Origin of the sequence: Mesorhizobium zhangyense (genome assembly GCF_011045115.1) — a bacterium.
Taxonomy (GTDB): Bacteria; Pseudomonadota; Alphaproteobacteria; order Rhizobiales; family Rhizobiaceae; genus Mesorhizobium_M; species Mesorhizobium_M zhangyense.
On the sequence record NZ_JAAKZG010000004.1, the window covers coordinates 141,253 to 155,019 of the forward strand.

General features: G+C 59.2%; 12 protein-coding genes. 2 read left to right on the forward strand and 10 right to left on the reverse strand.

Annotated features, from left to right (window positions below; genetic code table 11):
• Positions 1-25 precede the first annotated feature (25 nt).
• Positions 26-3,043, reverse strand: a complete 3,018-nt coding sequence (locus G6N74_RS10615; RefSeq protein WP_165117066.1) for a calcium-binding protein — start codon at positions 3,041-3,043, stop codon at positions 26-28.
• Between the two features lie 761 nt (positions 3,044-3,804).
• On the opposite strand from G6N74_RS10615, the gene G6N74_RS10620 reads away from it, so the two are divergent.
• Positions 3,805-4,782, forward strand: coding sequence for a LysR family transcriptional regulator (locus G6N74_RS10620; protein ID WP_165117068.1), 978 nt, complete (start codon positions 3,805-3,807; stop codon positions 4,780-4,782).
• A 38-nt stretch (positions 4,783-4,820) separates the two neighbouring features.
• Here the strand turns inward: G6N74_RS10620 and G6N74_RS10625 are convergent, their stop codons facing one another.
• The 7 genes from G6N74_RS10625 to G6N74_RS10655 all read right to left on the reverse strand — a co-directional run bounded on the left by G6N74_RS10625 (position 4,821) and on the right by G6N74_RS10655 (position 10,616).
• Positions 4,821-5,123 (reverse strand): DUF982 domain-containing protein, encoded by a 303-nt coding sequence (locus G6N74_RS10625; RefSeq protein ID WP_165117070.1) that lies wholly within the window; start codon positions 5,121-5,123, stop codon positions 4,821-4,823.
• A 21-nt stretch (positions 5,124-5,144) separates the two neighbouring features.
• Positions 5,145-5,378: a hypothetical protein gene (locus tag G6N74_RS10630; RefSeq protein ID WP_165117072.1), complete on the reverse strand. Its 234-nt coding sequence runs from the start codon at positions 5,376-5,378 to the stop codon at positions 5,145-5,147.
• Positions 5,379-5,522: 144 nt separating this feature from the next.
• Positions 5,523-5,786, reverse strand: a complete 264-nt coding sequence (locus G6N74_RS10635; RefSeq protein WP_119921184.1) for a hypothetical protein — start codon at positions 5,784-5,786, stop codon at positions 5,523-5,525.
• Positions 5,787-5,852: 66 nt separating this feature from the next.
• Positions 5,853-6,191, reverse strand: a complete 339-nt coding sequence (locus G6N74_RS10640) for a hypothetical protein (RefSeq protein ID WP_165117074.1) — start codon at positions 6,189-6,191, stop codon at positions 5,853-5,855.
• Positions 6,188-8,071, reverse strand: coding sequence for a TRAP transporter large permease (locus tag G6N74_RS10645; RefSeq protein WP_165117076.1), 1,884 nt, complete (start codon positions 8,069-8,071; stop codon positions 6,188-6,190). The genes G6N74_RS10640 and G6N74_RS10645 overlap by 4 nt, the downstream gene beginning before the upstream one ends.
• A gap of 26 nt (positions 8,072-8,097) precedes the next feature.
• Complete coding sequence (locus G6N74_RS10650) at positions 8,098-9,135, reverse strand: TRAP transporter substrate-binding protein (protein ID WP_165117078.1); 1,038 nt, start codon at positions 9,133-9,135, stop codon at positions 8,098-8,100.
• A gap of 44 nt (positions 9,136-9,179) precedes the next feature.
• Positions 9,180-10,616 (reverse strand): FAD-binding oxidoreductase, encoded by a 1,437-nt coding sequence (locus G6N74_RS10655; protein WP_165117080.1) that lies wholly within the window; start codon positions 10,614-10,616, stop codon positions 9,180-9,182.
• 242 nt (positions 10,617-10,858) lie between these two features.
• Here G6N74_RS10655 and G6N74_RS10660 point away from each other — a divergent pair, with 242 nt between their 5' ends.
• Positions 10,859-11,542, forward strand: coding sequence for a GntR family transcriptional regulator (locus G6N74_RS10660; RefSeq protein WP_165117081.1), 684 nt, complete (start codon positions 10,859-10,861; stop codon positions 11,540-11,542).
• Positions 11,543-11,563: 21 nt separating this feature from the next.
• Here the strand turns inward: G6N74_RS10660 and G6N74_RS10665 are convergent, their stop codons facing one another.
• Both G6N74_RS10665 and G6N74_RS10670 read right to left on the reverse strand, forming a co-directional pair.
• A complete protein-coding gene (locus tag G6N74_RS10665; protein ID WP_165117082.1) occupies positions 11,564-12,289 on the reverse strand; it encodes a GntR family transcriptional regulator in 726 nt (241 codons plus the stop codon).
• 74 nt (positions 12,290-12,363) lie between these two features.
• Positions 12,364-13,674 (reverse strand): MFS transporter, encoded by a 1,311-nt coding sequence (locus tag G6N74_RS10670; protein WP_165117083.1) that lies wholly within the window; start codon positions 13,672-13,674, stop codon positions 12,364-12,366.
• Between the last annotated feature and the right edge of the window lie 93 nt (positions 13,675-13,767).

A 13,767-nucleotide genomic window follows, 5' to 3' on the forward strand; every position in this document is an offset into this window, starting at 1 on the left:
GACAAGATTTTGAGTTTTCGATGCCTCAAACAAACAGGAAGTCGCTAAGCGAAAGCGTAGAGACGTGTGTGGTGTCGCTGGCCAGGGTCACGATAAGCTCGGCGTCATAATTGTTGCCCGTCCCATCGCGATCAAACCAGAGCCGCCCATTGTCCGTTTCGAACAGGAACTGCGGACCGGTTCCCGAAGCCTGCGGGTCGGCACCTACCACGAACCCGGGATTGCCGCTGGCAGCCATCCCGAAGTCCGAGCGGTCAATGACGAGCTTGTCCTGGCCGCGCGTAAAATCGACGATCTGGTCACCTGTTCCGAAACCATCGGTGTGGAAGACAAACTGATCCTTGCCGGCGCCGCCCTGAAGCAGGTCACCGCCCGCTCCACCTTCCAGAACATCGTCGCCCGCACCGCCGAAAAGGAAATCGTCGCTGTCGCCGCCGAAGAACTTCTCATTGGCGGACGTCCCGCGAATGTCGTCGTCCAGCGCGCTGCCATAGACGATCTCAATTCCCGTGACCGTCAGGCCTTTGGCCATGCCGGCATTGTTGGCGTTGTTGGCCAGATCCAGGATGACCGACTTCTCCGACGAGAAACCGAACTTCAGCGTGTCCGAACCCGAGCCGCCGTCAAAGACGTCGACACCGTTGCCGTTGGTGCGGATAAGGATGTCATTGCCCGCATCGCCGTAGAGCTTGTCGTTGCCCGCGCCATCCTCGAGGCTGTCGTTACCGGCTCCACCGCGCAGCGTATCATTGCCATTGTTGCCCACGAGCACGTCGTTGAGTGCGCTGGCCGTAACCGTGTCATTGCCGCTGGTTCCGTAGAATTCGAGGCTTTCAGCGGCCCTGAACTTGGTTACCGAATTGACCGCGACGGTCCCGTTCGAGAAGGTGAAGCTTACACCGGTGGCCTGATTGGAAAGATCGACGTAAACGCGGTCGCTGCCCGTGCCACCGTCGGCGAAATCGCCATGGTTGATGCGCAGCTTGTCGTCTCCGGCGCCGCCGTAAAGCTTGTCTGCCCCCGTGTCGAACTGAGTGTTGTAGGTCGCATGGAGTACGTCGTTTCCGTCACCGCCCTCGAGCCGGTCGGCACCTGATCCGCCATATAGACTGTCGTTACCGGCAAGTCCCTTCAGCGTATCGTTGCCCGCCCCACCATGGAACGTGTCATTGAGCGCTCCGCCGGTGAGATTGTCGGCACCTGAGCCGGACCACATCTGGACCGCCTCTATGTTCTTCAACGTCACGTCGCCGTTTGTCAGCGTCGCATTGGGCGAAAGGACGAAGGTCAGGTTTTTGGTCGCTTGCGATCGGCTGACCGAAGCGATGTCCGTACCCGTACCACCATCGACAGTGAACTTTCCAGCGGTGCTGCCGCCGGCATAGTTGATCCTGACGGCATCATTGCCCGTGCCCAACAGGATCGTGTTAGCGCCGGTGCCTGCGCTTATGTCGATCGAGACACTGTCGTTGCCGTTGCCGGTATTGATAGAGTTGGCGCCACCGCTGTCATAGACCACATCGTTGCCGTCCCCACCGTTGATGGTATCGTTGCCGGCACCGCCATCAAGGGTATCATTGCCAGCACCGCCGATCAGCTTGTCGTTGCCGCCATAGCCATAGAATTTGACCGAAAGGGCAGATCCGGCAGTCAGGGTGTCGCTGCCCGATCCGGCGTGGATCGTGTAGTGCTCGGCATCCGTGACGACGGTGCCATCGCTGAGTTTTCCTGTGTTCCCGGTGATCGAGAAGGTCAACGCGCCTGCAACGTCCTTGCGGAGGATCGTGACCGAATCGATGCCCGCGCCGGCGCGGACGGTGTCCTTGCCCCCATTGCCCACTGAGATCGTGTCGTTACCGTCGCCACCGCTTACAGTGTCGATGCCGGTGCCGGCGTCGAGAGTGTCGTTGCCTTTGCCGCCCGAGAGCGTGTCGTTGCCGCCCCAACTCGTCATCGTGTCGTTGCCGTCCCAGCCTGTCCACCTGTCGGCGCTGGTGGAACCCGCGCCACTGTCCAGCTGGTAGGATTCGATGCCAATGAAGGTGGACCCGTCCGAGAGCGTGTTGGTGACGGTAGGGGCCTTGGCGGTGAAGGCGCCGGCCAGCTTGTTGATCACCAGCACGTCCGCGCCGGTGCCGCCATCGATCGTATCCTTGCCCTCGCCGATCACGATACTGATGATATCGTTTCCAGCACCAGCCTTGATGGTGTCGATGCCTGCATTGCCGGCGAGGATGTCATTGCCGTTGCCGCCATCGATTGTATCGTTTCCAGCGTCGCCCTGTATGATGTCGTTGCCTTCTCCGCCGGTCAGAGCGTCGTTGCCGTCGCCACCCATCAGGAGATCGTCACCATAATCGCCGTAGATCTTATCGTTGCCGGCGTCGCCCATGAGTATGTCGCCGCCGTAACCGCCCTTGAGCGTGTCCTGACCTAGACCGCCCATGATGTAGTCAACACCATTGCCGCCATTGACGATATCGTCGCCATCACCGCCGGTGAGGAAGTCGTTGCCGATGCCGCCATTGAGGGTATCGTTGCCGGCACCACCATCGAGGGTGTCGTTCCAGCGACCACCGGTGAGAGTGTCGCCGAAATCGCTGCCCGTTATCTGGTATTGCTCGACATTGATGACGCTGATGCCTCCCAACAAGGTCGACTGCGCGATCGGATCTTTCGCAGTGAAGGTGACCCCCGCTGCCTGGCTTGCGTAGTTGATCATCAACGTATCGAAGCCGAGACCGCCATTGACTATGTCACCGTTGCCATTCGCCAGGTCGAAGACCATGATCCTGTCGTCACCGGTACCGGCATTGATCCTGTCGGCTCCCGCGCCACCATCGATCATGTCGCTCCCGGAATTGCCGTTGAGCACGTCGGCGCCGTCATCCCCGGAGATGTAGTCGTCCTGGAACCCGCCCGACACTGTGTCATTTCCCGAGGACGCCAGAATGGTGTCATCGCTCAAGCCGCCGGTGATAACATCCGCATCGCCGGTCCCGAATAGTGTATCGGCCGCATCTGTTCCTGGTATATTTGCCATCGTCAGTTACCTCCTTGATGACGCAGAAGTGCGTAGCCGCCTCGCATATGCGAGGCAGTCTGGTTCAACTCGTTTTCGTGCCAGCTAAACCGCCGTCCTGATCTGGACGCGGTTGCGGCCCCCTCGATCAAAGGACACCCAGCCCTGCCGCAGCCTGGAACATCCCTCGAAAGGCTGAATGGCTCTTAGCCCTCAGCCTGATAATTTCTTTCGGCTTGCACCGCGCCATTCGGTGCCTGTGGCGCGACATGACCCGATTGAAAGCCATCACGAAATCACATCGTAGCTTTCGCGATATTTCGTATTTCTTCGATTCTCCGCCTGAATCCGCAACAGGAATGCCATTTAGTGACTGATACGAAGCTTGTGAAATTCAATAATCGTATGGTTTCCATCCACGGAACAAATACAGTTCTCTCAACGCAAATACAGTTCGCCCTGCACAAATACAGTGCGTCGACAGACCCTTCCTCCGCGGTTCAGCCTTGCGAACCAATTAGCCAAGCATCTCCTATGCTTCCGACGAAGGACGGGTTTGTCTTCTGGCCTACTCAAATACCACTGGGATTGTCGCGCAATTGCCACAATTGTTCGTAGCTTCGATAAACGACTGCCCTTCAGGCAGTTTGCATTAGGGCGGGCGCCAATGCAGCAGTGATCCTGTTACTTCTTCTTCTGCGCATCATTTCTTTCGCCGTTTTGGCAGTTTTTTCCTTCACCATTCGAGGAAAAACGATCATTTGTCTTGAGGGGGCACGTGAATGAACTTCAATGGATTCGACCTGAATCTGCTCAGGGTTTTCGACGCGCTGATGCGCGAACGCAGTGTCACGCGTGCCGGCGACCAGATCGGATTGAGCCAGCCGGCGGTGAGCGCTGCACTCAAGCGGCTGCGCGAGATTCTCGACGATCAGCTCTTCATTCGCCGCGGCAATGATATGATACCCACACCGCGCGCGCTGGAACTGGGTTCATCCGTTCGCGAAGCGCTGGGCACGATCGAGTTCGCCTTGCGCAAGCGAAAGCAGTTCGATCCGGCGACCATCCAGCGGCGTTTCACGCTTCTGGGTTCGGACGTATTCTCCTTGATGATGATGCCCGCGCTTTCCAGCCGCTTCGCGGATGAAGCGCCGGGCGTTTCGCTCCAGCTTGTCGATAATGCCTGGGGCGGCATCGAGCGGCTGCTTCAGGAAGATGCGGTCGACATTGCGATCGATGCTGAATTCGAGGCCCCGGACTGGACATCCAGTGCACACTTGCTGCACGCGCCCTACGTCGTCGTGGCCTCATCTCACCATCCGCGGATTGCAGGTGCTGGGATCGCGCCGCGCGAAATGCTCCCCCTCGATCTGTTTTGCCAGCTTCATCATGCGGTGAGATCGCTCGACGGCAAGGTGAAATGCATAGTGGACCCCGCACTCGCCAAGGTCGGGCGCAGGCGGCATGTGGCGCTTGTTTTGCCGCATACGCTAGGGGTTGCGCTGGCGACCGCCCGTTCGCACCACGTGGCCACTGTTCCACTCCAGTTCGCGGAGCTGGTGGCTGCCAATCTCGGATTGCAGATTTACGAATCGCCTGTGCAGCTTCCGGCTAGCGACATCAAGATGTTCTGGCATGCGCGACACGACGGCGACACCGGCCACCAATGGTTGCGCCAGCAGATCGTGCAGGTCCGTGACGAATTTGAACAAAAAATGCGTTATAAATTCGATACGGTCAGGCAGCGGCGCATCGCCTGATTCAGACCGTGGCCCGACTAAGAACTCCTGCCGCGCTGCTACTTCGGAACGGGCTTCAATCCATTCTCGCCTTCGGGAACAGTCGAAGGGGCATCGTCCTTCGCCAGGATTCCGGCGACTTGCGCGAAATTCAGAAAATCGTTTCGGGCTTGTTCAGCCGTCACCTCATTGACCTTGGCCGCGAAGCACGAGCTCATGGCGGTCTGGTAGACTGGACCAAGGCGACCGGTCTCCCAATTCTGAAGAAATGTCAGGGCATCGTCGACATCGTAGATTTCCGAAACATGCGCGGTGGGGTCGGCCTTGATCCGTACCGGAACTGTGAACTGCAGCTTATCCATCTGCATTCTCCCTTGGTCCGACTAGTGTTTCACTGCCGGCTCCAGGAATATCTGCTCCGGCGTACGGCCCATTTCAAGAAGATCGAGCTGGCGATTGTCGACATCGTAATATTCCCCGTCGACCAAAACGCGCGTCGTCACCTGCCCGCCAGCGAACTTCTTGGCGACAATAACAACTTTATGGCGATCAAGGACACGCTTGACGGCGTGTCGGGACGCCAGATGCCTGCCAGTATCAAACCGCTGCTTCGGCATGGTCTCAGCCCGGATGTTATCCTCGTTCGTCGTAAACGCAGAACACGAGAGGAGGTTGCCTGCGACTACAAAAAACGAGCACTGCGCAGAGCGCCCGCTTGTTCGATAAATGTGCAGGGCCGTCGCCCAAATGATCGAGCAGCGTCAGTTCAACCCGAACGATTGTTCGCCGGAGAATTCCATGCGCTCAGTCGGCGGAAGCTGGAGAGCATTCAGGATGGCTGTGCGGCTCTCGCGGACCAGCACCTCACCGTGGGTATGCACCAATAAGGTGTAGTCGCCGTGATCCTTGAGCGAAACGAGATGTTTGGCTTCGAAGGCAATCTTTTCGCCGTCGCCGCCGGTGAGTTGTATCCACATGATGAGCTCCGATCGGCGGCCAATGTGCGCCCTCAGTTCCAGCGCCACAACTACCTCTTTCGACGGAGCCCACGGCTGCTGGGCAGGAGCGGGATCTTCGCGAAAAGTTCCAGATCAGCCTGCTTTGGCGAGAAGATCGTCTCCATTGAAGGTGATATGGAAAACCCGCCCGTCGAACAGGCTCTTGAGAACGTTCGACGGCTCGCGGGTCGCCTCGCGGATATCCGAGGACAGAGCCTTATCCATCGTCGCAAGGTCCGGATAACGGGTCGCCAGCACGAGCGCATAGGCTGGCGCTCCGTCATCAGCAGCTGCCGGCCGCAGAACGCTGACGTCCTCGGCACCCGGAAACTGTCGCCATAGAGGGATCAGCGTATCTTCGAGAAGACTTTCGAACGCGGCTTCGCTGCCGGGACGAACCACCCCCTCGAAGAAAGCCGTGCGGACGATCAATTGATCATCCCCATCTGCCGCGGCAGCCAGAGGGAGATTTCCGGGACCAGCGACAGCACGATCAGAGACACAGCCAGTACCGCCATGTATTTCATCATCGGACGTGCAACGTTGTGCATCTTGGTTCCGGTCATGGCGTTGGTGACGAACAGGCCTACACCGATCGGCGGCGCGAACAGGCCGAAGCCCATGGCCACGACCATGACGACGCCGAACTGCAGCGGATCGATGCCGAACTGCACGGCGATGGGTGTGAGCAGCGGCCCGAACAGGATCATCGCCGGCGCACCTTCCAGCACCATGCCAAAGAAGATCATGATGCCGACACAGATGAGCATCAGGCTGATCGCCCCATAGTTATGGCCGAAGTCGATCATCACATTGGAAATCTGGTCGGGAATGCGCTCGATCGTCAGCGCGTAAGAGAGGCTCGACGCCGCAGCCACGATGAAGAGGATGCTGCCGGTCATGGCGGCTGCCCGCATGAACAGGCTGATGACCGCCCGCCACGACAATTCGCGGAAGAAAACCGCACCGATGACGAAAGCGTAGACCACGGCGAAAGCCGAAATCTCCGTCGATGTCGCGATGCCCGTGGCAACGCCACGCCCGATCATGATGATCATGGCCAGCGTCAGGCCGGCGCCGGCGATCAGCGGCAAGAGTGGCCGGCGCGGGGTGTCGACGAACACCTTCTCAAGATCGACCTTCTTGCCATAGATGATCGCCATGACGACAAGCGCCGCCGCCATCAGGATCGACGGCACGATGCCGGCCATGAACAGGCCTGCGATCGATATGTTCGAGACGAAGCCGAAGATGATCAGGTTGACGCATGGCGGGATGGCTTCGGCCATCACCGCTGTGCAGGCGAGCAGCCCTGCGGTTTCATTCTCGTCGCTCTCGGTCTTGCGCACCGCCGGCATGATGACGCCGCCGACAGCCGCTATGTCCGCGAATTTCGAACCGGAGACGCCTGAAAACAGCGCTGTCGCCATGATGACTATAACATTCAGGCCGCCGCGAAGATGCCCGAAACAGCGCAGCAGTAGTTCGATCAGCCGGGAGGACATGCCGTTGATCTCCATAGCAAGGCCAGCGAGCACGAAGAACGGAATGGCCAGAAGCACGAAATGGTCGGCCCCGGACGTGACCTGCTGGGCCCAGACATAGACGGGCAGCGACGGGTCGAGCATGAAGTAGATCAGCGCTCCAAATGCCAGCGCAAATGCGATAGGCGTTCCGAGCACGATGCCGAAAACCGCACCGACCGAAAGCATCGCCAAGGGCGACAGGCCGTCCTCCAGATTCTCGTTGAGATAGTAGGCAAGCACAACCACCGCCAGGCAGGTTGCCAGCGCAGAGAATGCCAATGGCGCCGGAGAACGAAGCGCATGCAGGATCGACAGCAGTGCCATGCAGAAGGTGCCGATGAAGACCGGCGCCAGAAACCACCAGCGCGGCAGGCCGGTGGACGTCGTCTGACCATGGGTGTCCAGCAGCAGCGTGTAGACGCCATAGCAGAGTGCTACCGATATCAGCACGGTCAGCCACGAACCGATCGATTCGAGGAAAGGCTGCCACCGCTTCGGGAACAGCGCCACGATGATATCGATTCCGATATGGTTGGAGCGGCCGATGGCCGAGGCCGCGCCAAGGAAGATCATGGTCGACATCAGGCCGCTAGCCACTTCCTCCGCCCAGTCGAACGGCTCGTGGAAGAAGTAGCGCGCGACGACCGATGCGAAGACGATGGCGACGTCAATCGCCAGGATTGCACCGCCCGCATACTCGATCAGAGCAAGCAGTCTCTCGGTGAATTTTTCCGACGAGAAGGCCGGATTCTCCGAAACCGGTATGGCGGAAGACACAAGTTTCATGACGTCACCTCAGGTCCTGCGTCCACTCAGAGCGACGTCGAAAGCTGCATGATCTGCTTGAACATGGGCTCCGTCGACGGATACTGCTTGAGGAACGACGGATAGAGTTCCGTCTCCATGCGCTTGTGCAGGTCGGCCATTTCGGCAACCGGCACTTCCGTATATTCGAGCCCCTCGCCCTTCAGCCTGTCCATGGCCTCGGCCTCTACCTTCGGAACCTCGGCGCGGATTGCCTGGGTTGCAAAGGCCGCAGCTTCCAGGAAGTCCTGCTTCAGGTCGTCGGGGATCTTGGACATGCCGAGCTTGCCGATATAGGCCAGAAGCGGCGTATAGATGTGGCGCGTCAGGAAGCCGTATTTCACCACCTCGTCCCACTTGTAGGCGAGAACCGTGCCCGGATCATGCTCCATGCCGTCGACCACGCCGGTCTGGGCTGCCGTGTAGCACTCGTTGATCGGGATCGGGGTCGGGGTGGCGCCGATGATGTTGAAGGTCTCGATGAAGGTCTTGGTCGGCAACACGCGCAACTTCACGCCGTGCAGTTCCTCGATCGAGGTGATCTTCTTCTTGGTGTAGATGCTGCGCGAACCGGCCTGGAAGCCCCAGCCCAGAATGCTCACGCCGGTTCGCTCCTGAAGGAGCTTGTCGTAGGCGTCACCGACGCCGGAATCGAGCGCCTTGGCGCAATGATCATAGCTGCGGAAAAGGAAGCCGAGATCGAGCATGCCGAATTCCGGCACCAGATTGGCCCATATCGACGTGCCGGTGATGATCATGTCGACCGAACCGGCACGAACCTGGTTCACCACATCGGCTTCCTTGCCGAGCTGGGCGTTGGGGAAATATTCGAGCACGATCTTGTCGCCAACCCGGCGCGCAAGCTCATCCTGGAACGGCTTGAACCAGAGATAATGCGAGCCGAAACGCTCCGGCGGGGCTGAAGACGAAACGCGAAGCTTGATCGCGCGCGCTGCAATTGCCGGTGTGGACAGAGCACCTGCGGCCAACGCCGCGGCCGTGCCCTTCACGAAGTTGCGGCGTGAAATAGATTGGATGGCAGACATGTTTCCTCCCGTTCGTCTGAATGTGTTTGCAGTTCGGTGAATTCTCAATTTTCCGGGTTTCCGCCCGATCGGAGTTCCGGAATGATCTTGCCCGGATTCATAATGTCCTTTGGATCAAGCGCCTTCTTGATCGCGCGCATCACCTCGACGCCGTGTCCGTGCTCGAGCTCCATGAATTTCATCTTGCCGGTGCCCACCCCGTGCTCGCCGGTGCAGGTGCCGCCAAGCGCGATGGCACGCTTCACCAGGCGGCTGTTCAGCGCCTCGGCCTCGGCCAGCTCATCGGGGTTGTTCGGGTCGATCACCAGACCGAGATGAAAGTTTCCGTCGCCGACATGCCCCACGGTTGAGATGAAAAACGATGCAGAGGCGATATCCTCTTGGGTCTCGGCAATACAGGGGCCAAGGCTAGAAATCGGAACGCACACATCCGTGCTCCACACCTTTGCCTGCGGGCGCATCGCCTGAACCGCATAGTGGACATTGTGCCGAGCATTCCAGAGAACAGCGCGCGTATCCGGATCGTCTGCGCTCTCGAAATCGAACGCGCCGTTCTGTTCGGCAAGCTCCCTTGTGAGCGCGACCTGCTCAGCCACTCCGGCGGTCGAGCCATGAAATTCCATAAACAGTGTCGGCGTCTCTTTGTAGCTGAGCCCCGAGTAACGGTTCGTCGCCTGGATGGTCCGCGCGTCCATCAACTCGACACGCGCGATCGGAATGCCGCACTGGATGATGCCGACGACCGTGGCGATCGCTTCGTCAACGGTGATAAACGGGCAGATCGCCGCCGAGACCTTTTCCGGGATGCCATAAAGACGCAGCGTCAGTTCCGTGATGATGCCGAGTGTGCCTTCGGAGCCGACGATAAGACGGGTAAGATCATAGCCCGCCGATGATTTGCGCGCACGCCCACCGGTGACCACCACGCTTCCGTCCGCCATCACAGCAGTCAGCGAGACGACATTCTCGCGCATGGTGCCATAGCGCACGGCGTTGGTGCCGGAAGCACGCGTAGCGGCCATGCCGCCAAGTGTGCTCTCGCCACCCGGATCGACGGGAAAGAACAATCCCGTATCCCGCAGATAATTGTTCAGCTGATGCCGGGTAACGCCCGCCTCGATCGTCACATCGAGATCTTCCGGACGGACGGCGATAATACGGGTCATGCGGCTCAGATCCAGACTGACGCCGCCCCGAAGCGCGCTGACATGACCTTCCAGCGAAGTCCCCGCTCCAAAGGGAATCACCGCGACTCCATGATCGGCGCATATGCGCACGATCCTGGAAACCTCTTCCGTCGTCTCGGCATAGCATACGGCGTCGGGTGCCTGCACGGCATGATAGGATTCGCCGCGGCCATGATGTTCGCGATCCGACAGGCTGATCGAGAATCTCGGGCCGAGGAATGCGGCCAGCAAATCGGCAACTGCCTGCGGCAGGCCGACCGACCCGCTGTCATTGCTCGACGCGTGAAAACCCATGAACTGTCCTCCCATACGGCATCGATAACGATCGATCACCGCAAGCTGCGGGTCCACTAGCATCAAATCTGATACGACGCAATACACTGTACCTTGGATACCGTGTACGGGATGCGCTGACATAATTTGTCTTGGTCAAAGCACCGATTTTCTTGTAGGTGGGAGTGGATGATGGGCATTCGCTTCGCGATCGAATCGCGAGGGGAACACATCTCCGCCGAATACAACCAGGTTGCCACAGCATGCTCCCCGATCTTCAGATCGATCTCCCGAAATCGCTGTCCTCCATAGTCGAGGACCGCATCCGCAACGCCATCATCAATGCCGAACTCGCTTTCGGACAGGCTCTGCCGGAAGACAGCATGGGCCTGTCGATGGGGGTCAGCCGAACGCCGATGCGCGAGGCGCTGACACGCCTGCAGACGCAGGGGCTGGTGGTTATCGTGCCGAAGAAAGGTACCTTCGTCTTCAAGCCTACGCTTGCGGACGCCGAACAGCTGGCCTCATTCCGCCTGACGCTGGAGATGGAAGCCGTACGCCGCTGCCACACGCATGCTCCTGAAGCCACTGTGCAATCCATGAAGGCGACAGTGGAGGCGATGCGCGCCGCGCGAGCGGCAGGAGACGGAAAGGCCTATGCGCGCGCCGATACCGAGTTTCACGAGAGCTTTTTCGCCAACTGCAACAACGCTTACCTGGCGAACGCCTATCATACGGTTTCGGGCCGGATCGCCGCCCTGCGCGCGCATCTCTCGGCTTCCCATGCCAATGAGCAGGCGACCTCATTTGACGAGCACCTGCAGATGGTCGCGGCCTTCTCGGAGGGGAAGCTCGCCCAGATGAACAAGACGCTCAGGCAGCACATATTGCGTGCTGCATCGGCTTATGAAAATGCCCTGCGCGAGATGGGCGTCGACGAAGCCTGACCCCGCTTCAGGTCTGTGGCGTCAGCTGGCGATTGCCAGCCGCCGCCGGAGCCGTGCGGTGCGGCCATTGCCTCGATCAGCAGCAAACTGCTCGAAGGCATTGATGTAATTGTCCTTTGTCCGCAGGATGTGAGCCTGCAGCATCGTGGCCAGTTCATCGCGCTTTTCGTCCGCCAGCAGTTCGATCATGGTCGCATGATCCTTGAACGAGCGGTCAGGTTCACCTTCCGCCTTCATGGCCAGATGCGTCCGAAGCGCTGCGACGCGCCCGAGGATCATATTGTAAGCCTGTTGCAGATAGCGGTTGCCGCAGCTGTGAAAGAAAGCGAGGTGGAATTCGGTATCGGCGCGCCCGTATGCCTGCATGTCCTCCGCGGCCACCGCATCGGTCATCATCGCCAGCTGCTTTTGCAAATGGACGATCGTCTCCGCGATGTCCGCCGCCGGCGTCAGGGCGATGGCCTGCTGCTCCAGCCCGGTACGGTAGTCGCAAAGCTCGGCGATATCATCCAGCGTCGGCGTGAAAACGTAAGTTCCGGATTTCGGAACGATATTTACCAGGCCTTCTATCTGCAGCAGATTGAGCGCTTCGCGAACCGGTGTGCGGCTCACCTCGAAGGCAGTAGCCAGCGTATCCTCTGAAAGGTTCTCGCCAAACTCGAATTCCGCGTCGACGATGGCAACGCGGATTTTGTCGGCAATCGTGACCGCCAGGCCCGGTTCGGATTTCGCAGTCGGTCTTCGCATTCCGCTCCCGCTCGATCGCTTGTTCAAAAAAGTTGTGCCAGCGGCCTGTCGTAGCCGCTGGCACCAATGATCGTCTAGTCCCGCCGCGCTTTCAGGCTCATGCAAACGAAGAAGCCGATGATCGGGAATACCGACAGCGTCAGCAGAGCCAGCGAGAAGCTGTCGGTGGACGTCTTCACCCAGCCGACGATGTACGGGCCTGTGAAACCGCCGATCTGCGCGAAACCGTTGATCGCAGCCAGTCCGCCTGCTGCCGCAGCACCGCTCAGGAACTGTGTCGGCAGCGTCCAGAAGACCCCGAGATAGGACCACAGGAAGAACGCGCAGGCACAGAGCAGAAGCAGGCCAATATAGGCATTAGGCGCCAGCGCAGAGGCCGCCAGGAACAGGCCGCCGAAAAGACCCGCAATGGCGGTATGGATCTTGCGCTCGCCGGTGCGGTCGGAATTCCGCGAAATGAAGACAAGGCCAAGTGCTGCGAACACAAACGGGATCGCCGAGACGAAACCAGCCTGCATCGTGGTCAGATCACCAATGCTCTTGACGATCTGCGGCAGCCACATGATCACGCCATACACGGCGATACCGTTGAACATATAGACGATGGTCAACATCCAGACACGGTAGTCTCTGAAAATCTCACGCAGGCTGTGACGCGTGTCTGCCGGCGCATTCTTTTGATCAGCCGCGAGTTCGCGCAGCAGCCAGGCCTTCTCGTCTTCAGCCAGCCACTTTCTGTCCTTTTGCGGAGAATCGACCAGATAGAAGAAGGTGACGATGCCAAGCAGCACCGCAGGCAGGCCTTCAAGGATGAACATCGCCTGCCAGCCGTGAAGACCGAAAAGCCCCTCGCCGGCCTCGATCAGCCAACCAGAAATCGGCGCGCCGATAACGATGGAGAGCACTGTGGCCGCCATGAAAAGCGCTGTTGCACGCCCCCTCTCCTTCGCCGGATACCAGTAGGTCAGGTACAGCAGCACGCCAGGTGCAAAACCCGCTTCCGCGACACCGAGCAGAAAGCGCAGGATGTAGAAGGAGGTCGGGCCCTGGACGAAGGCCATGGCGCAGGAAACGATGCCCCATGTCACCATGATGCGGGCAATCCAGATGCGAGGCCCGACCTTGTGCAGGATCATGTTGCTCGGAATTTCAAAGGCCATATAGCCGATGAAGAAAATGCCGGCGCCAAGACCGAACATATAGGGCATCAGCCCGATATCCGCGTTCATGTGAAGGGCGGCGAAGCCGATATTCACGCGATCGAGATAGTTGATGATGAAGCATATGAAACAGAACAGCACGATCCGAAGGTTCAACTTCTTGATGGTGCGATCGCGAAGACTGGTATCGATGGACGCGCTTGCGGCGTGAATGGCATCGGCCATTGGCAACCTCCCTTGAAAAAACAAACGGGCCTGCCTCGGCAGACCTCTCCCGACGCACGCTATATGTCCAAAAATTGAAACGCACAAGTGGGG

What these genes read in the sequence shown, in the direction of transcription:
- G6N74_RS10615 (WP_165117066.1), bottom strand. Translation starts at nt 3,043, where the DNA reads ATGGCAAATATACCAGGAACAGATGCGGCCGATACACTATTCGGGACC.
- G6N74_RS10650 (WP_165117078.1), bottom strand. Translation starts at nt 9,135, where the DNA reads ATGTCTGCCATCCAATCTATTTCACGCCGCAACTTCGTGAAGGGCACG.
- G6N74_RS10660 (WP_165117081.1), top strand. Translation starts at nt 10,859, where the DNA reads ATGCTCCCCGATCTTCAGATCGATCTCCCGAAATCGCTGTCCTCCATA.
- G6N74_RS10625 (WP_165117070.1), bottom strand. Translation starts at nt 5,123, where the DNA reads ATGGATAAGCTGCAGTTCACAGTTCCGGTACGGATCAAGGCCGACCCC.
- G6N74_RS10665 (WP_165117082.1), bottom strand. Translation starts at nt 12,289, where the DNA reads ATGCGAAGACCGACTGCGAAATCCGAACCGGGCCTGGCGGTCACGATT.
- G6N74_RS10630 (WP_165117072.1), bottom strand. Translation starts at nt 5,378, where the DNA reads ATGCCGAAGCAGCGGTTTGATACTGGCAGGCATCTGGCGTCCCGACAC.
- G6N74_RS10670 (WP_165117083.1), bottom strand. Translation starts at nt 13,674, where the DNA reads ATGGCCGATGCCATTCACGCCGCAAGCGCGTCCATCGATACCAGTCTT.
- G6N74_RS10655 (WP_165117080.1), bottom strand. Translation starts at nt 10,616, where the DNA reads ATGGGTTTTCACGCGTCGAGCAATGACAGCGGGTCGGTCGGCCTGCCG.
- G6N74_RS10620 (WP_165117068.1), top strand. Translation starts at nt 3,805, where the DNA reads ATGAACTTCAATGGATTCGACCTGAATCTGCTCAGGGTTTTCGACGCG.
- G6N74_RS10645 (WP_165117076.1), bottom strand. Translation starts at nt 8,071, where the DNA reads ATGAAACTTGTGTCTTCCGCCATACCGGTTTCGGAGAATCCGGCCTTC.